Annotated in this window: 16 protein-coding genes; 11 read left to right on the top strand and 5 right to left on the bottom strand. The window is 39.7% G+C overall.

The window, feature by feature from the left end; all coding sequences use genetic code 11:
- Window positions 1-188: 188 nt before the first annotated feature.
- From trhO to GH754_RS05445, 3 genes are all read right to left on the bottom strand, one after another.
- Entirely contained in the window at window positions 189-1,163 is a 975-nt protein-coding gene (gene trhO / locus GH754_RS05435; protein WP_153727733.1) for an oxygen-dependent tRNA uridine(34) hydroxylase TrhO, read from the bottom strand.
- 119 nt (window positions 1,164-1,282) lie between these two features.
- On the bottom strand, window positions 1,283-2,785 hold the full coding sequence (locus tag GH754_RS05440) for an alkaline phosphatase family protein (RefSeq protein ID WP_153727734.1): 1,503 nt from the start codon (window positions 2,783-2,785) through the stop codon (window positions 1,283-1,285).
- A 115-nt stretch (window positions 2,786-2,900) separates the two neighbouring features.
- Window positions 2,901-3,764, bottom strand: coding sequence for an NAD(P)-dependent oxidoreductase (locus GH754_RS05445; RefSeq protein WP_153727735.1), 864 nt, complete (start codon window positions 3,762-3,764; stop codon window positions 2,901-2,903).
- A 306-nt stretch (window positions 3,765-4,070) separates the two neighbouring features.
- Here GH754_RS05445 and GH754_RS05450 point away from each other — a divergent pair, with 306 nt between their 5' ends.
- From GH754_RS05450 to GH754_RS05480, 7 genes are all read left to right on the top strand, one after another.
- Window positions 4,071-4,751, top strand: a complete 681-nt coding sequence (locus GH754_RS05450; RefSeq protein ID WP_153727736.1) for a uracil-DNA glycosylase — start codon at window positions 4,071-4,073, stop codon at window positions 4,749-4,751.
- 103 nt (window positions 4,752-4,854) lie between these two features.
- Window positions 4,855-5,520: a VrrA/YqfQ family protein gene (gene vrrA / locus GH754_RS05455; protein ID WP_153727737.1), complete on the top strand. Its 666-nt coding sequence runs from the start codon at window positions 4,855-4,857 to the stop codon at window positions 5,518-5,520.
- 77 nt (window positions 5,521-5,597) lie between these two features.
- A complete protein-coding gene (gene msrA / locus GH754_RS05460) occupies window positions 5,598-6,563 on the top strand; it encodes a peptide-methionine (S)-S-oxide reductase MsrA (RefSeq protein ID WP_153727738.1) in 966 nt (321 codons plus the stop codon).
- A 301-nt stretch (window positions 6,564-6,864) separates the two neighbouring features.
- Window positions 6,865-7,968 (top strand): AbrB family transcriptional regulator, encoded by a 1,104-nt coding sequence (locus GH754_RS05465; protein WP_153727739.1) that lies wholly within the window; start codon window positions 6,865-6,867, stop codon window positions 7,966-7,968.
- 20 nt (window positions 7,969-7,988) lie between these two features.
- Complete coding sequence (locus tag GH754_RS05470; protein WP_153727740.1) at window positions 7,989-8,192, top strand: DUF6501 family protein; 204 nt, start codon at window positions 7,989-7,991, stop codon at window positions 8,190-8,192.
- Entirely contained in the window at window positions 8,192-8,902 is a 711-nt protein-coding gene (sfsA, locus tag GH754_RS05475; protein WP_153727741.1) for a DNA/RNA nuclease SfsA, read from the top strand. The genes GH754_RS05470 and sfsA overlap by 1 nt, the downstream gene beginning before the upstream one ends.
- 26 nt (window positions 8,903-8,928) lie before the next feature.
- The gene (locus GH754_RS05480; protein WP_153727742.1) at window positions 8,929-9,300 is read left to right on the top strand and encodes a VOC family protein; all 372 of its coding nucleotides are present in this window, start codon (window positions 8,929-8,931) and stop codon (window positions 9,298-9,300) included.
- A 426-nt stretch (window positions 9,301-9,726) separates the two neighbouring features.
- Here GH754_RS05480 and GH754_RS05485 read toward each other — a convergent pair whose 3' ends face one another.
- Together GH754_RS05485 and GH754_RS05490 are read right to left on the bottom strand one after the other, a co-directional pair.
- On the bottom strand, window positions 9,727-10,113 hold the full coding sequence (locus GH754_RS05485) for a cbb3-type cytochrome c oxidase subunit I (protein ID WP_194841290.1): 387 nt from the start codon (window positions 10,111-10,113) through the stop codon (window positions 9,727-9,729).
- A 96-nt stretch (window positions 10,114-10,209) separates the two neighbouring features.
- On the bottom strand, window positions 10,210-11,400 hold the full coding sequence (locus GH754_RS05490) for a M14 family metallopeptidase (RefSeq protein WP_153727743.1): 1,191 nt from the start codon (window positions 11,398-11,400) through the stop codon (window positions 10,210-10,212).
- 172 nt (window positions 11,401-11,572) lie between these two features.
- Here GH754_RS05490 and GH754_RS05495 point away from each other — a divergent pair, with 172 nt between their 5' ends.
- From GH754_RS05495 to GH754_RS05510, 4 genes are all read left to right on the top strand, one after another.
- Entirely contained in the window at window positions 11,573-11,809 is a 237-nt protein-coding gene (locus GH754_RS05495) for an indolepyruvate ferredoxin oxidoreductase subunit alpha (RefSeq protein ID WP_323741869.1), read from the top strand.
- Between the two features lie 63 nt (window positions 11,810-11,872).
- Window positions 11,873-12,847, top strand: a complete 975-nt coding sequence (locus GH754_RS05500; protein WP_153727744.1) for a P1 family peptidase — start codon at window positions 11,873-11,875, stop codon at window positions 12,845-12,847.
- A gap of 98 nt (window positions 12,848-12,945) precedes the next feature.
- Window positions 12,946-16,593 (top strand): dynamin family protein, encoded by a 3,648-nt coding sequence (locus GH754_RS05505; RefSeq protein WP_194841291.1) that lies wholly within the window; start codon window positions 12,946-12,948, stop codon window positions 16,591-16,593.
- Window positions 16,594-16,967: 374 nt separating this feature from the next.
- Window positions 16,968-18,389 carry a DEAD/DEAH box helicase gene (locus GH754_RS05510; protein ID WP_153728078.1) on the top strand — a complete coding sequence of 474 codons (1,422 nt, stop codon included), beginning with the start codon at window positions 16,968-16,970 and terminating at the stop codon, window positions 18,387-18,389.
- Window positions 18,390-18,441: the final 52 nt, after the last annotated feature.

The following is an 18,441-nucleotide window of genomic DNA, read 5'->3' on the forward strand; positions in this document are numbered from 1 at the left end:
GTAAAAGAATTAGAGACCAAATGGGAAGGTGGACACATACAGAATTGGTCCTTAGCTATGAACCAGTTATTAGTTGATGATCGATTAAAGGATCGAGTTCTGAAATATATCTGAACTTACACACTTTACTTGACAAGCCCCTAAAAAAGTCAACCAGTTTAATGCTGGTTGACTTTTTTTACATATATTTAAGCTTGTTTAACGTGATCTTCTTCCTCAATTTTAGCTAAACGCTCTTGAACATCTTCCTCTGTTAGCCCATGTTCAATCACATAACGGTTTCTTGGAGAAACGCGACATTCATGTGAGCAACCACGCATGTATTTATGTTCATTCTCCTCTGAACACAAGAATTGGCGGTTACAATCAGGGTCTGCACAGTTTACAAAACGCTCGCATGGTGTGCCGTCGAAGTAATCTTTTCCTACGACAACATGCTCTTTACGGTTAACCGGTACGGAAATACGCTCGTCAAATACATAGCATTTTCCATCCCAAAGCTCGCCTTGTACTTCAGGATCCTTACCATAGGTGACAATTCCTCCGTGTAGCTGGCCTACATCCGTGATGCCCTCTTTTTGTAGCCAACCAGAGAATTTCTCACAACGAATACCACCTGTACAGTACATAAGCACTTTTTTACCTTCTAATTCTTCTTTATTTTCTTTAATCCACTCAGGAAGCTCCCGGAAAGTTTCAATATCAGGGTTGATTGCGCCTCTGAAGTGTCCTAATTCATATTCATAATCATTACGAGTGTCTAACACCACCGTGTTCTCGTCTTGCATGGCTTCATAAAACTCTTTTGGATTTAGAAACTCAGCGGTTTCTTCTGCTGGATCCCATTCGTCTTCAAGACGTAATGTCACGAGTTCTGGACGATGACGTACGTGCATCTTTTTAAAAGTATGTCCATCTGCCTCGTCAACCTTGAACATCATGTCACTGAAACGAGGATCGTTGTGCATATCTTCCATATACTTGTTCGTTTGCTCAACAGTTCCTGAAACCGTACCATTAATTCCCTCTTCAGCGATTAAAATACGGCCTTTAAGTCCAAGGTCTTTACAGTACTGAAGATGTTCAGCTGTAAAAGTTTCAGGATCATCAATCGTAACAAATTTGTAGTACAGTAATACTTGATATTTTTCCTTGTTGTCCATTTGTATGACCACCTATCCATTTATATTTGCAAGATATAAATCAGTTAGGCGTTTATATGCGATTTTATTCTTGCAAGATGATATTTTAACACGGTTTGCAAGTTTTATCAATTTTATTTTTAGTCTTTTACGTGTGTATTCTCTTCAATCTGTTGATGAATTAATTGTAGAATAAATGCTTTCATATCAACAATTCTAGGAGTGGATGGAGTTTGCTTAGTACCTGTGATAATTAAAGGAATAAGGGTTTCCTGTCGATGTAACGAACCGTGAGCTGCTCCACTCAAGTGAAATGGTGTAGACTGTGCTTTAAAATCACACCCAGGCTTGGCGTTGACAACGATAAAGCGACCGGAATGGGAATGGAGAGCACCGTATAATCTGGCTAAGGCATCAGGATAATCTCCATAAAAAATTTTCCCATCTTCAGATATTTTTAAATCTAACAGTTCACCATTTCCTTCAATGGTCCACGATTGGCTATATTCATCGACATCATGACCACCTTTAGTAAAACGTAACTTGCCCTGATTTTTTCCGGAAACTACGTGGACCCATGAATCATCCTTCCAAGCAATGACGTCTATTCTTGAGTCCTTTTTTAAGTCGTCCGTGATTTGGGATATTTGCATATCGTCATCTAATAAATAGACATACGCCATGCGTTGATTGACACACAGCACAAGCTCATCTTTTGTCCTCACTGGCTTTTCGATGCGAGCAATGCGGTAATGGCTCAATATTTTTCGTAAATCGATTATATATTTTTCATAATCGAAACCTGTTGCAGAATGGCCGTTATCTCCAATCACCATCCAAATATTTTGCTTAAGTGCATCCTCCCAGCTTGGATAAAGATTAAGCAGTTTTTGAATTTCACGATCAATTTTAATCAGACCTTTCACATCCATAGGCCCTTTAAAGTGAATTCGTGTATCTAGATCCTGAAACAGACATAAGGTGAATGCTGGTAGTTGTTCCTTCTTTATTAAATATTTCATCTCACGCACAATATACTTATAGTTTCCAGCCACAACTTTGGTGGGAAAACTCCATGGGCGCAGTTTAGAAAAGGTACCTAGTGAAAAGGTAGAGGTAGCATTGGTTGTCCACTCGCCATTTTCAAATTCAGTAAAGGCACTGAGCAGGCGGGGGACTTGTAAACGTTTTGGGTTGTTCCCACGATAAACGAGAGCATTGATGGAACCAGAGGAAATTCCCATATCGGCCAAATCCTCGTAAATAGTAGTCACATTTTCACTTAAATGCTCGTTATTCAAACGGTTTAAGGTGTTGGTAGCCACCTTTTTCCAGCCTAATCTGTATGTTTCCCGGAGCCCGGTTCCATAGTTGACAATCGATTTCTTAGATATATCAAACCAGTTCAATCCCGGGATGTGATGCTGGTCAGCATAGGTGCCTGTTAATAGACTACTGTCAATAGTGACGGACATTGTAGGAAAGGAACTAACTAAATTGGGGATGTATTGACCATTTTCCATTAAAAATTGTAACGCGGGTGCTCGTCCAGTTTGGGCCACAACCTCTAAAGGAGTGGACATTAAGGTGTCGATGGCAAGTAAGATTACCGGCTTATGTATGGAAGTTCTCGGGTTTGTCATATCATTCATCCTAACAAATGTAGTTATGCTTATTTTTCCTACCGTCATAACATCTATACCTTTTATGGAAAATAGAAAGAGTGCTGATGACCATTCCATCAGCACTCTTATTTGTTTAGGATTCAAATAATTTAATCAATGCTTGCGTACCACTGTCTTCCTCACCTTTTTCAGCAAGCTCTGTATAGAGGGATAAAGATAGTTCCAAGCCTGGTGTCATCATGTCCATTTCTTTCGCAGATTCTAACGCAATTTTCATATCTTTAATAAAGTGTTTCACATAAAATCCTGGTGCAAAATCACCCTTAATCATTCGTGGGGCTAATTTGCTTAATGAAAAGCTACCTGCAGCACCTGTTGAAATCGTGTCTAGCACTCTTTCCGGGTTTAGGCCAGCCTTTTTGGCATATACAATCGCTTCAGATACTCCAATCATATTCGTGGCAATTGCAATTTGGTTACTCATCTTCGTATGTTGTCCAGCACCAGCATCCCCCTGCAGGATAATGTTTTCTCCCATGACTTGAAAAATTGGAAGGACTTGATCATAAGCTGCCTGGTCACCACCGACCATAATGGCAAGCTTTCCATCCCGGGCGCCAATGTCTCCGCCAGATACAGGTGCATCAAGTGCATAAACGTTTCTTTCTTGAGCATGGTTATAGATATCAACAGCTAGACTAGGCTTAGATGTCGTCATATCAATCACATATGTACCTGCTTTGGCATTTTCCAAAATGCCTTTAGAACCGAAATAAACCTCCTCAACGTCATGTGGATAGCCTACGATGGTAATAATCACATCAGAACTCGCAGTTAAATCTGCCACTGTTTCCTTCCAAGTAGCCCCAGCATCTATTAATTCTTTAGCTTTAGCTTGGGTTCTCGTAAAAATGTTAAGCTCATATCCTGCATTCATTAGATTACGAGCCATACTTTTCCCCATAACGCCTGTTCCAATAAAACCGATTGTCTCCATGAATCAAATCCCCTTTCTTTCATGACTAGATATTTTTCATAAAATTGCCACACAGTCTACCTCCATTGTACCGTTTCTTCTCGTATACTAAAAGTAAGAAAATCGTTTGTTAGGGGGATGGATGACATGTTAACAACTGTTCTGTTTGGTACGATTTTAGCAAGCTTTGTAGGGTTTATCATATTTGCGGAAGTAACATCAGACTAAATAGTAGATAAGAGACAGGCACTTTTTTAAGTGTTTGTTGTTTTATATTTTAATCTAGTAAAATATAAGACAGGTATAGTTAAAATAAGGGTGATCGTATTGCAACAAATCTTAACAAATGACTGGCAACATTATTTAAATGAAGAATTTCAGAAGGACTATTATTTGCAGTTAAGAGAGTTTTTGAAAAGTGAGTATGGTACTCAGACCATATATCCGAAAATGGAGGATATTTATAATGCATTTCATCATACATCCTACCAAGACACAAAGGTAGTGATTCTGGGGCAAGATCCTTATCACGGCCTTGAGCAAGCACATGGCTTCAGTTTTTCAGTAAAACCGACTGTCCAAGTTCCTCCATCTTTGAAAAATATCTATAAAGAATTACAGAATGATTTAGGGTGTAAGATTCCGAATCACGGTTATTTAAAGAATTGGGCTGAGCAAGGTGTCTTGTTATTGAACACGGTCTTAACGGTTCGAGCCCATCAAGCAGCCTCTCATCGCGGAAAGGGTTGGGAGCATTTTACCGATAAAGTGATTGAAGTATTAAATGAGCGGGAAAAACCCGTTGTATTTATTTTATGGGGAAATCATGCGAAACAGAAAATGGCTAAACTCAATCAACAAAAGCATAAGATTATTACTTCTCCGCATCCGAGTCCCTTATCAGCCCATCGAGGTTTTTTTGGTAGCAAACCATTTTCACAGGCAAATGAATTCTTGAAATCGATTGGTGAGAAGCCTATCGATTGGCAAATTCCAGAAAATATATAATAAAGAATGTGCTGATTTCCAGTTTCCGCCTACACTTAGACATCCCCCTAATCGTACAGTAAGAGTAGTACATTAGTTCACGATAAAGGGGAGGAATGGAAAAATGCCACCAAACACAGGTAGACCAAACCCGTTTATGATGCAGGGACCGCCATCACGCATGCCACAACAACCACCTAGAGGTATGTTTCAGCAACAGTCCATGATGCAGCAAATGGGAGGTGGTGGTCAAAGGGGAGTGGGAGGTTTATTGCAACGATTATTTAATCGCACCCCTAAAGGAAATCCCGGATTTGGACCTGGCTTTGGACCGGGAGCTGGATTTGGAGGACATCAAGCGGGTCACATTGCAGGTGCATCAGGCATTGATAAGGCTTCAAACGTCCTTGGTAATGTTCAGCAGGTGATCAATGTAGCACAACAGGCGGCTCCAATGATTCAACAATACGGGCCTATGGTGAAAAATTTACCTGCCATGCTACAAATGCTAAAAGCGATTAATGCTTCAGAGGACGGTGATGAAGATGATGTGGATGATACAGAGAGTCATGAAGAAAGTGAAGAGGAAATAGATAAGGAAGATGAATTACACCATAATGAAGAAAGCTCCAGTGAAAAAGAAAGAATTGAGCGTGACCTCAAAGAGCTAGAACACTATCTAACAGATGAGGAGAGTTCTAGTAGGAGTAAAAAAAGGAAAAGAAAGCAATCACCAAGGAGAAGGAGCTCTTCCAGACAAGGCCATTCTACCCCCAAAATATTTATCTAACCACAAACCCCAACATTTGTGATTGCCATCATTTCAGTATAAAATGTAGGTAACCAACAACATTAGGGGGCATAAATATGGCTGAAAATCGTCTTGAGAAGGCTACCTTTGCAGGTGGTTGTTTTTGGTGCATGGTCGAACCCTTTGATACTCGACCAGGCATTCACCAGGTCATATCTGGATATACAGGCGGACATAAAGAAAATCCAACCTATGAGGAAGTATGTAGTGATACAACTGGACATTATGAAGCGGTTGAAATCACATTTGATCCATCCATTTTTCCTTATGAAGACTTGGTCGAAATCTTTTGGAGGTTAATTGATCCGACAGACCCTGGTGGACAATTTAACGACCGAGGGGATTCCTATCGAACGGCTATCTTTTACCACAATGAACATCAAAAAGAGGTAGCAGAGGCATCGAAAAAGAAGCTTGAAGAAAGTGGTAAGTTTAATCAACCAATTGTGACTGAAATATTACCAGCATCAACCTTTTATCCTGCGGAGGATTATCACCAGGATTATTATCAAAAAAATCCACTTCATTATAAAATGTATAAAAAGGGTTCAGGTCGTCAGGGTTTTATCGAAAAAACATGGGGCAATGAGAAAAATCTTGATGAATTGAAACAAAAACTGAATCCTATTCAATATCATGTCACCCAAGAAAATGGGACTGAGGTTCCGTTTCAGAATGAATATTGGGACCATGAGGGTGAAGGCATTTATGTGGATGTGGTATCTGGTGAACCGTTATTCTCCTCTAAGGATAAATATGATGCGGGGTGTGGTTGGCCAAGCTTTACGAAACCTATTTTTGACAAACAAGTCAAACAAGAGTTAGACACGTCCCACGGCATGAGAAGGGTTGAGATTCGCAGCTCCTATGCTGACTCCCACTTGGGTCATGTATTTGAGGACGGACCCATAGATCAGGGTGGATTACGCTATTGCATGAATTCAGCTGCTATGCGTTTTATCCCTAAGGAAGAGATGGAAGAAAAAGGGTATGGAAATTTGTTGTATTTGTTTGATGAGTAAATAGAGAGGGCTGCCCTTGGGTTGAGGGTGGCTTTTTTGTTTTGGATGTAGTTGGATTGGTGCTGGGCTGGGGGTAGTGCTGAATGCTGAAGATTAGTGCAAATTCGCTAAAGAATCTTTGAAAATGCTAAAGACTGCTCTAGATGATAAAGTTAACACCCCAGTCCTCTCAGCTCCTAAGGGCTTCAAAATTCCCCGCACATGACCAGTCACAATAAATGCAACTAATAATCCTAATAATTTTCAAGTATAATAGTATTCAGTGACTCAAAACAGACATTTTTAGGGAAGAGGTTCACTCATGAAACCGGAATATAAATCATTCATATATACCATGATCCTTGCTTTAGGTGGCGGGCTACTGTTTCAAGCATTACATATTCCGCTACCTTGGATATTAGGTCCCATTACGTTTTTATTAATCTATAAATCTCTTTTTCATCAAAAGACCAGTTCGCCAGCAAAGCTAAGAAATATTAGCTTTATATTATTAGGTATTCAAATTGGGGGTACGTTTACATCAAATACGTTTGGTAATGTTGCTCCTTACTTTTTTCCTTTTTTAGCCCTAACATCGCTTATGATTTTGATTGGGTTGACGGTCGCCTATTTCATTTCGAAAAAATCTAATTTGGATACGACTACAAGTATTTTAGGGGCGGTACCAGGTGGGTTATCAGCCATGATCGCCCTTAGTACATCGTTTCATAGTAACACTGTTTATGTAACGATTTTTCATTCGATCCGATTGTTAGCTGTTCTTTTCATCGTTCCATTTGTTGCGACCCATTATCTGTATAGTGGGACGATTCAGGGGGCGAGTGCATATGCGACGGAACAGGATGGACATATTGCGACCATTCTTCTTTATGTTGCGTTTGCCTTGTTAGCTAAAGCACTAAGTAATAAAGTACCAGCCAGCTTTGTTATCATTCCAATGCTGTTAACTGGGGTGCTGAATGCAACAGGCTTTACAATGTACCACCTGCCAAATTATTTCTTCATTGGCGCGCAGATGGTGTTAGGTTCCTACCTAGGTCATACCATTTCCTTAAAGGATATTATCAAGGTCGGTAAATACTGTGTTGTTTTTTTAATATTAAATATTGGACTCATTTTCGTTTCCTTTTTGTTTGGTTATGTGTTTAGTCAATTTACATCAATGGATCTGGCTACAGCTGTTTTAAGCTTTGCACCTGGAGGCTTAGTAGAAATGGGTTTGACCGCACAAATGGTAGGCGGTGACCCTTCAATCGTGAGCTCACTTCAAGCTGTTCGTCTATTAATTATTGTGATTCTGTTACCTGTTCTGCTTAAAGGGTTGTTGCCAAAATTAAATCGTGCTCAATTACCAAGTATTGCAAAAAAAACGAAAAATCATTATGATAAAGGCGAGTATTTATAGATTAGAAGAGGGGGTTTAAGATGATTCATAAAACGTGGGAGAACAACGAAACGATCAAACAAATTGAGTGTGTTCATGCCAATGCGAATAAGTATATTGTCAACAATGCTTTGACACCTGGTAAAGTATACGATGTAAAAAATGAAACAGACGAGTTTTATTTCATCATTGATAATACGGGAAAAATAGGTGGATTCTTTAAGGATTATTTTAAGGAAGTCTAATGTTTTTACCATATGATGTTTCTTTACATCAAGCTATCTTTTTAGAACGGGAAAATCGCTTTATATTAACCTGTAAGCTAGTGGAAACAAGCGAAATCATTACAGTTCACCTACAAGACCCGGGTAGACTCAAAAAGTTACTTGTTCCGAATAACACCCTTTATGTATCCTATCATGATGCACCGCACCGGAAAACGAAGTGGACGGCAGAATTAGTGAAAAAACCCGATGATGATATTTTGGTCTCGCTTCGGTCAACCTTGCCAAATCAACTCGTGCGACAAGTGTTGCAGCAGGGTCGGCTACAAGAATTTGAACACCTTCTATATGTCAAACAGGAGTATACATATGGAGGCTCACGATGGGATTTTTTGCTCAAGGGTGAAGAAAAGCCATATTTACTCGAGGTTAAGAGTGTCACGATGGAGGAGGGGAGTATCGGCTATTTTCCCGATGCTCCGACAAAGCGTGGGAAAAAGCATGTGATGGAGTTAACCGAGATTCAAAGGTCCGGTTCTCATCAAACAGGAGTTTTATTTGTTTGTCAAAGAGAGGATATTCAAGTGGTCAGGCCCGCCGACTGGATTGATGCTGATTTTGCATCTGCCCTTAAGGTTGCGAGACAAGCTGGAGTGGAGTTGAAAGCAAGAAGCTGTCAGCTCACTTTAGAAGGGATTGGTTTAGGTAAGCAAATTCCAGTTGAGGTGTAGGTAATAATAAAAGGGGAGTGGGAGAAATGTCATTTACTGTAAAGGGGATTGACCATATTCAATTAGCTGCGCCGGCTGGCTGTGAGGCTGAGGCGCGTGAATTTTTTGCGAACATCATTGGTATGCCTGAGATTGAGAAGCCTGAGGAGTTAAAAAAGAATGGTGGAGTTTGGTTTCAAGCAGGCCATCACGAGCTACATATCGGTGTGGAACAAAACTTTCAACCAGCACAAAAAGCACATCCAGCATTTTATATTGAAAACTTAAAAGCATTACGCGAGCGACTGACGAATAACGGAATTGAGGTTAAGGTTGATGACCGTTTGCCAGGGTATAATCGATTTTATGCAACAGATCCTTTTGGTAACAGGTTGGAGTTTTTAGAGAAAAATAATTAGATGAAACAGAGAGGAAATGTCCTTCATGATGCCAGTGAAGGACAAAACCGCTTCAAAGTGCAGAGGAAATGTCCTTCATGATGGCAATGAAGGACAAAATCACTTTAAAACAAAGAGGAAATGTCCTTCATGATGGCAATGAAGGACAAAATCACATCAAAAAGCAGAGGAAATGTCCTTCATGATGGCAATGAAGGACAAAATCACATCAAAAAGCAGAGGAAATGTCCTTCACAACACCAATGAAGGACAAAACCTCTTCAAAAAGCAGAGGAAATGTCCTTCATGATGCCAATGAAGGACAAAACCGCTTCAAAGTGCAGAGGAAATGTCCTTCACAATGCCAATGAAGGACAAAACTCCACCAAAACACAGAGGAAATGATCTTCATAATTCCGAAGAAGAAAAAGTCAAATCAAGGCTTTTTTACGCCTCACTCTTTTTTAAATTCACCAACACATTAAAAGCAAAAACAAAAACCCCAATTAATACAAGTGTCCCCCCGACTGCCGTTCCAATTACGAGGGGAGTACTTGTCATGTTACCAGTTTGTAGCATGACAAATAAAGAGATCATCATGAGTGGTAAGCCAATGTTATGAAGCCAAAAATGGATTTTGGCTAAGGCTTTCTTTTCAAGCTCAGGAAATAAAACATAAATTAGTCCTATTAAAGTAAGTGCAGTCCATCCGAGAAGATTTATGTGTACGTGGACACCTGTTAGATTATATTGGTGAGATGTAGACATGTAGTAGCCAATACTGACCCCGATCATAAAGTACACTACTGAAATCTTAATGAGTGTTGTTCCCAATTTTTTCACCTCCAATCTACTGTATTAACACTCATTATTGTAACGGGATTTTTAATATTCGGAAATTATACCAAAGTATACTTTTTCATAAAACGTTCACAAATACAGGCTAGCTAGAAAAATTCCTAAGGTTTCCTGATAAATTTCTTCAAATTGACTCAAGGGAAGAGGATTGATTCCTTGCCCAAGTTCAACAGTGTAGCCAGGTCTACGCCATTCCTGAATAAACCAGTCTTTATAGCCTGCATAGCTATCAACGGTTTGGATGGGCTGGTAGCCACTCACTCGCGCAAACTCGTTCACAATGGTTTCGGCTTCAGGTGGCTCTAAATTTTCAAAGCCCCAGTAAATGACTTCTCCTTGCGTGTGGAAAGCGAGGACACGGTCAAAATTACGATTACCTGTTAGTTCGGCAATTGCAATCGCCTCAGGCTCGGTTAGTGGAGCCTCACCTGGATAATCTCTAGGGGCAGGCTGCTGTTCTTTGCGTTCCTTTTCAATCTCCCACCTAGCTGGATATTGATTGTTTAAATCAACTCCACGTATATTGGCCTTCCAATTGGAAAAGTTGGTCCTTCCATTGTTTATATCTAACACCTGCTCGCGATAAGGCTCTTCATCGGGTGGTCCCTCAATAACGAGATTAACCCCATCTGGATTGACCATAGGTACAACGGAGAGTAATACTTCATGATAATAGGGCTGAACTTGCAGGCCACGAATTGGTTGCTGATTCGTTAATGCTAGTAAGTAATCATTGATAAAGGTCATGATAACTGGAGTTGTGATCCATTCATTGGCATGAAACGAGCCATTCCAGTGAACCTGTTTTTCCCCCCGGCCAATGACAAATTCAGGGATTGATTTTCCCATAACGGATTGACCGATATTCAATGTGCGGATAAAGGGATAAATATACGCTAACACCCGCATATCTTGAATCAAATCGTTATATGTGTAAGGTTGATTTCCGTTTACTACTCTCCATGTAACACGTCTTGGTAAAATGATTTCTTGCCCCACAAATAAATTGGCAGGATTAATTTGTCGATTCATAAAGGAGATATGACTTATAGGAATGTTTTGCTGCTGAGCAATTCGCCAGAAGGTATCTCCGGATTGAACGGTATATGTTTCCGTGACAAAGCCAGGAATTCGTATGTTTTGGCCTATGGCTAACCGAGACGGGTTAATGTCTGGATTGGAGTCAATGATAAGCTGTAATGGGATTTGAAAGACTTGACTATATGCCCAAAGATTATCTCCGGAATTTACAGTAATATTCATGCTGTACCCCCTATATTTTAAAGTCTCACGTACAATATATGAACATAGGGAAATAAATATATGTACAAATATTGAGAAAATTAGCCAAAAAAAAGTTCATAAAAAAGGAGTTTCTTCCAAGGACATCTAATATTATAATAAGGGAAGAGCATATAAAAAAGGAGGGCTTAATGTGGCATTTATAATTACTTCACCATGTAAAGATGAAAAAGCGGCTGAATGTGTTGAAGTTTGCCCTGTAGAATGTATTGAAGAGGGCGAAGATATGTTTTACATTGATCCAGATATTTGCATCGACTGTGGTGCCTGCGAAGCAGTTTGCCCGGTAGAGGCAATTTACCATGAGGACGATGTTCCTGATGAGGAAAATGAATACATCGAACTAAATAAAAAGTTTTTCCAATCTTAATTATAAGGACTGCTTCTCATGAAAACGGAGGCAGTCCTTTTCATTTTAGGAGAGTGAAGAATCATGAGGGAAATACCTTTTCAGCAAATAGATGGTTTTCGGCTTGGGCATGCGCAAGATGAGAAAGCGGCTACAGGCTGTAGTGTGATTATATGTGAGGAGGGAGCAGTTGGTGGTGTAGATGTACGAGGGGGTTCTCCTGGAACAAGGGAAACCGATTTATTGGATCCTAAAAATTTAGTTGAGGATGTTCATGCTGTGTTTTTGTCAGGCGGGAGTGCCTATGGCTTAAATGTTGGCGGAGGGATTATGCAATTTTTAGAGGAAAAACAAATCGGATTTGATGTTCAAGTGGCCAAGGTACCAATCGTCTCGGGTGCCATATTATTTGATTTGTTTCCCGGTAATCCTACTGTAAGACCTGATCATCAAATGGGCTATCAGGCCTGTGAAGGGGCATATCAAAATGAGCCTTTACAAAACGGCAATGTGGGGGCTGGAACTGGAGCAACAGTAGGAAAGTGTTTAGGGCCTGAATTTGCTATGAAAGGTGGTCTAGGGACATATGCTGTTCAAATCGGGGATTTACAAATCGGAGCAGTGGTTGCGGTTAATTGCTTCGGTGATGTGATTGATCCGAAAACAGGTGGCATCATTGCGGGCGTCTATGATCAAAAACATCAATCTTTTTTATCCTCAGAACAACAACTTCTGTCTCAATCTGACCAAACTGAAAAAACGAATCGTTTTAAAGGGAATACGACGATTGGAACGATTGTCACCAATGCCAAGCTGAATAAAGGTCAAGCTAGCAAAATATCTTCAATGGCTCATGATGGACTGGCACGGACGATGCGCCCTTCGCATGCATTAGTGGATGGTGATACGATCTTCACAATGAGTACGAACAAAGTGGAAGCCGAATTAAATGTAGTTGGGATGCTAGCAACGACCGTCATGGAAAAAGCAATCATAAAAGCGGTAAGAGAAGCTAGAACCAGTCATGGAATTTTGGCATATAACGACCTCCGTGATTAAATCACGAATACAATAATTCAAAAAAGGTCTGTTAAAATAACTTTATTTTCAGTAAAATAGCAGTATCAATGTGCCAGAATAAAAGGAGTTTCTTCAACATGAATTCATATGTAGATACTAAAGTCGATCAAAAATTGAGTAAACTTGCGACCCTTTATGACAGGATCAATGAATATGGGGATATACATCAAGCCGAAAAAATGCTTGATCTAATGAAAAAATATAAGAACGAACAATTAGTGGTCGGATTCTCAGGACATTTTTCAGCCGGTAAATCAACCATGATCAATCACTTAGTTGGTGAAGACATCCTGCCATCCAGTCCGATTCCTACTAGTGCAAATTTAGTTCAGGTGAAATCTGGTGCTCCGTATACGCGCGTGTTTTATCGGTATGAGTCGCCGGTTGAATATTCTTCCTCTATTGATATCGATACCATTAAATCACTATGCAAAGACGGTGATGCGATTAAGGAAATTGAAATTAGCAAACATATTGCATCTCTCCCTCAGCATGTTTCGATTTTGGATACACCAGGGATTGACTCTTCCAATGATGCAGACAGAATTATCACGGAATCAAGCTTACATATCGTGGATACGCTTTTTTATGTGATGGATTACAATCATGTACAGTCAGAGGTCAATCTCGCCTTTCTGCAGGAGCTTCAGTCACGAGGGAAGCCTTTTTATCTAGTTGTTAATCAAATCGATAAGCATCAAGAGGAAGAGCTTTCTTTTGAGGAGTTTAAGCAGAGTGTAGATGTTGCTTTAAGCAATTGGAATTTGCAGCCTAAGGGTGTTTTTTATACTTCTTTACACAAACAAGAGCTTGAGAACAACCAGTTTTCAGAGCTCAAGGACTTATTTCATGATTTTATGGAACAAAAAGAGGATATCATTGAGCACACGTTAATCCATTCCTCAAAGGCTTTGATTCAAGATCATATTGAATATTATCGCAACCAACAATCAGAGCAGTTAGAAGACCTACAGGAAAAAATAACTGATTTAGAAAGCAGGCTGTCAACAGGGGATCAAACCATTAACGATGTGGCGGAAAAACTAGAGGATATGCAGAATCGCGATCAAAAGGTTGAACGAATCTTTAAGGAGTCTCTAGACTCGATTTTTAAAAATGCTTATTTAATGCCTTATGAGAATCGGGAGAAGGCAAAACACTTTCTCGAATCCATGCAGCCTGGTTTTAAGGCTGGTGTTTTGTTTGCCAGGAAAAAAACAGAACAGGAACGCGAAAATCGTTTAGAGGATTTTTTTAAGTCTTTAATGGAAGTGGCCTCTGTTCAATTAGATTCTCACATACGTGACCTATTGCAAAGGGTAACCAAAGAGCAAGGTGTTGGGGATGAGGAGCTCCTTAAGGAAATTCAGGACTTTACCATTCAGTATGAGCAGGGACGTCTCAAAAAGCTGATTAAATCAGGTGCAGAGGTAACAGGTAATTATGTACTTGTCTACACGAACGATGTTGTCCAGGATTTAAAACAGTCTGCGAATCAGCAATTACTAGATATTTGGGAACAGATTCGTGGTCGAATTCAACAGCAAACGAAGCAAGTTTTGGAGGAAAAGAAGGATGAGCTTGAGCTTTATGAGGAGATCAATAAAGCGAAAGATCAACTTGCTCAAATTCAATCAGATATTGAACTTAGAGAGAAACAGTTGAACGAAAAGCTATTCGGCGAATACACGGAAAATAAGGATTTGATAGATAAGGTTGAAAGGATTCTTCAGGAAAGAGAATCCAGCATTCAACAAAGTGAAGCGGTTCTCAATCAGACTAATGAATCGTACGAAAAGGACACTACTGAAGAAGTAGTGGATACCAATCAACAAGAAAACCTTATTTCAGTTGAGGATACTGTGAGCCGACTTGAAAAATCCATAAATGTTATCCAGGATATTCGTGGTTTTCAGTCGCTAACCAAGGAGCTAGTGGACAAAAAAGAACGTTTGGAGAACCGCCAATTTACGGTTGCTTTATTTGGGGCTTTTAGTGCCGGTAAATCTTCCTTTGCAAATGCCCTTTTAGGGGAAAAGGTATTGCCAGTTTCTCCTAATCCTACGACCGCAACCATTAACAAGATAAGTCCGCCAAATGTGGATCATCCGCATGGAACGGTAGCGGTTCAGCTGAAGAAGGAGAAGGATTTACTGGATGACGTGTTCCATGTAACAGTAGGAATACCTGAACATTTGAGCACTGTTGAAGATGTTGTGAAATGGATGGATACTGTTGAGTTATCTGACTTTGTAGACCAAACCAACGGGGCTAAAAACCTTTCCTTCCTACAGGCATTACAGGCAGGATTTTCAGAATTGGGACATCAACTCAATGATCAAGTCAGCACAGATTTAGAGCAAGCAACAGCGTATATTGCAGATGAAAAATATGCCTGCTACGTGGAATGGATTGAAATTTTTTATGATACACCATTCACTCAAAAAGGAATTACTCTAGTGGATACCCCTGGAGCCGACTCTGTAAATGCGAGACATACTGATGTAGCATTCGAATACATCAAAAGTGCTGATGCATTGTTATTTGTCACGTATTACAACCACGCATTTTCAAGGGCTGACAGAGAGTTTTTAATTCAACTCGGCCGTGTGAAAGATGTGTTTAGCTTAGATAAAATGTTTTTCATGATTAATGCAGCCGATTTAGCGAAGGATGATGAAGAATTAACACTTGTCCAATCCTATGTGACGGAGAGATTGCTGGAATTCGGAATACGAAATCCTAGAATGTATCCTGTCTCAAGTAAATGGGCTATAGAGGATAAACAAAAGAATATAACAGAATCCAAATCTGGGTTGCCTGCATTTGAGCGTGATTTCTACACCTTTATCGAGGATGAGTTGACTGGAATCTTTATTCAATCAGCCCTCCATGATCTTAATCGTTCTGTAAATACGCTCTCCGAATATATTAAAACCGCGTCAATGGGTGAGAATGAAAAAGCGCAGAAAAAACGTACCTATGAAGAGGACCAAAAACAAGCCATAGATACTGTAGAGGGTGTCACATCCGAGCGCTATCAGCAATCCATTACTCAGGAATTAGAGGAACTGACGTATTATATTCATCAACGGGTCTTTTTGCGTTTTGCAGATTTAATTAAGGAATCGATTAATCCGGCTACCATTCAGTCAAATGGAAAGAAAGGTAAACAGGAATTAGCAACAGCCATTCGACAACTTCTACAATACATGCAAAATGATTTGATTCAAGAGCTTCAAGCTACAGGGCTGCGGCTGGAAACATTTATGCAAAAACAATTGAACAAGATTGTCGAGGAAGTGCAAGACAATTCATTGTTCCAAGCGTATGAACTGACTTTCCCAGATCACCTGGAATATAATTATGAATCGCCCCAGGTAGAGCTGAAATTAAATCAAATTGACATGGATCATTTCAAAGACGCGTTAGCCCAGTTCAAAAATACGAAAAGCTTCTTTGAACGAAATGAAAAAGAAGACGTAAAAGAGACCATTCAGAGCATTTTAAAACCAATGGTTAAAGAGCAGCTTGAGGAGCAACGAGACCGAATGAAACAGGATTATCTAGCGCAATGGGACCAAACGTTTGAATATGGAAAAGACCTAATGAAGGACACCATTCAAAACTACTTTGATGGGCTTTTATACAGCATGTCCGCTGAAGTGGATCTTAACGAGCTACAAAATAAGTACAAACAACTACAATCACAAGCAAGGATTTAAAAGGGGAAAGATAGCTATTTAATTGGCTATCTTTTCTTTGTTACGTTTAACGAAATGTTCTATAAAAATCAGTCTTTTGGACAAAATTGGTCTTATAACTAGATTTTTTATCCTATTTCCTTTAAAATTGCTAAAGTATGGCAGTAACGTGAAAATGTTTTGAACATACCTATTCGTAAAGAGACCGTAACTTAATACACTAGGAAGGGTAAATTCAGTCATAAGGTAACATACTATAGGTAAAATAAATGATGACAAGTATACGGCACCTAAAATCATATATACGAAAAGGCAACACAAGAAAGGATTGAAATAATTTGAAGAAATTTAAAGACTTTAACATAAGTGAGGACACGCTACAAGCTATTTCTGCAATGGGATTTGAAGAAGCAACTCCTATTCAAGAAAAAGCGATTCCAGTAGGTTTATCTGGCAAAGATCTAATTGGACAAGCACAGACAGGAACAGGGAAAACCACTGCTTTCGGAATTCCGCTTGTGGAAAAAGTAGATACAACGAGTGGTAATATCCAAGGTATCATTTTAGCCCCAACTCGTGAACTCGCTGTGCAAGTAGCTGAAGAGCTTAACCGTATTGGTACAAAAAAAGGCATATTTACACTACCTATCTATGGTGGACAGGACATTGGTCGCCAAATAAAGGCATTGAAGAAACGACCACAAATCATTTCGGCAACACCTGGTCGTTTGTTAGACCATATGAAGAGAAGAACCATTCGCTTAGATAAAATTCATACCGTCGTTCTAGACGAAGCGGATGAAATGCTTAATATGGGCTTTATTGAGGAAATTGAAGAGATTTTAGCTGCTGTTACTTCAGAGCATCACACTATGCTATTCTCAGCTACCATGCCGAATAAAATTGAGGCATTGGCACAACGTTTTATGAACAATCCAGAAATGATTCGCACGAAAACAAAAGAAATGACAGTTAAAAATATCGACCAACAATATATCGATGTTCCAGAAAAGCAAAAGTTCGATGTTCTAAGTCGTCTCTTAGATATTCAGTCTCCAGAATTAGCAATTGTGTTTGGTCGTACGAAGAAGCGTGTGGATGAGCTAACAGAAGGGTTAAAGAAGAGAGGCTATTCCGCAGAGGGAATTCATGGGGATTTGTCTCAATCTAAGCGTGACCATGTCATTCGCTTATTTAAGGAGCAAACCATCGATATCATGGTAGCAACAGATGTGGCAGCACGTGGTTTAGATATTTCAGGTGTAACCCATGTATACAACTTTGATATTCCACAGGATCCTGAAAGCTATGTCCACCGAATTGGTCGTACAGGACGTGCTGGGAAGAAGGGCTTGTCTGTTACACTCGTAACACCACGTGAAATGGGACATTTACGCATTATTGAGAAGGTTACGAAAACTAGGATTGAGCGCCAATCCATTCCAACTTACAGTGATGTTATTGAAGGAAACAAGCAATCGGCAATTGATCAGTTAAGACAAACAGCAGAGAATGACAATATTAGTGAATTTAAATCGATGGCGGAAAACCTGTTAGATGACATTGATTCGGTCACCTTAGTGTCGGCTGCCATTAAATTATTAACGAAGGAGCCAGACCGCACTCCAGTTCAACTGACATCGGTTGCTCCACTCCGTTCGAAAAAGCCGAAAAATGATGGGAATCGCAGACGATCCAACGACCGTAAATATAAAGACCGTAAATACAAGGATCGGAAACCAAGAGACAGACGTGACCGCCGCAATAAGGACCAACGCAATAAACGAAATTGGGGCGGAAAAGGGAAAAGAGATTAATTTTTACAAAAAGCTAATGACTAGGCTCATTAGCTTTTTATTGTTCAAAAAC

The organism is Salinibacillus xinjiangensis, from assembly GCF_009649735.1.
Classification (GTDB): Bacteria; Bacillota; Bacilli; order Bacillales; family Alkalibacillaceae; genus Salinibacillus; species Salinibacillus xinjiangensis.

Coding starts and splice junctions, on each gene's coding strand:
- GH754_RS05505 (WP_194841291.1), top strand. CDS start 12,946: ATGAATTCATATGTAGATACTAAAGTCGATCAAAAATTGAGTAAACTT.
- GH754_RS05510 (WP_153728078.1), top strand. CDS start 16,968: ATGGGATTTGAAGAAGCAACTCCTATTCAAGAAAAAGCGATTCCAGTA.
- GH754_RS05445 (WP_153727735.1), bottom strand. CDS start 3,764: ATGGAGACAATCGGTTTTATTGGAACAGGCGTTATGGGGAAAAGTATG.
- sfsA (WP_153727741.1), top strand. CDS start 8,192: ATGTTTTTACCATATGATGTTTCTTTACATCAAGCTATCTTTTTAGAA.
- trhO (WP_153727733.1), bottom strand. CDS start 1,163: ATGGACAACAAGGAAAAATATCAAGTATTACTGTACTACAAATTTGTT.
- vrrA (WP_153727737.1), top strand. CDS start 4,855: ATGCCACCAAACACAGGTAGACCAAACCCGTTTATGATGCAGGGACCG.
- GH754_RS05490 (WP_153727743.1), bottom strand. CDS start 11,400: ATGAATATTACTGTAAATTCCGGAGATAATCTTTGGGCATATAGTCAA.
- GH754_RS05470 (WP_153727740.1), top strand. CDS start 7,989: ATGATTCATAAAACGTGGGAGAACAACGAAACGATCAAACAAATTGAG.
- GH754_RS05440 (WP_153727734.1), bottom strand. CDS start 2,785: ATGACAAACCCGAGAACTTCCATACATAAGCCGGTAATCTTACTTGCC.
- GH754_RS05500 (WP_153727744.1), top strand. CDS start 11,873: ATGAGGGAAATACCTTTTCAGCAAATAGATGGTTTTCGGCTTGGGCAT.
- GH754_RS05465 (WP_153727739.1), top strand. CDS start 6,865: ATGAAACCGGAATATAAATCATTCATATATACCATGATCCTTGCTTTA.
- GH754_RS05480 (WP_153727742.1), top strand. CDS start 8,929: ATGTCATTTACTGTAAAGGGGATTGACCATATTCAATTAGCTGCGCCG.
- msrA (WP_153727738.1), top strand. CDS start 5,598: ATGGCTGAAAATCGTCTTGAGAAGGCTACCTTTGCAGGTGGTTGTTTT.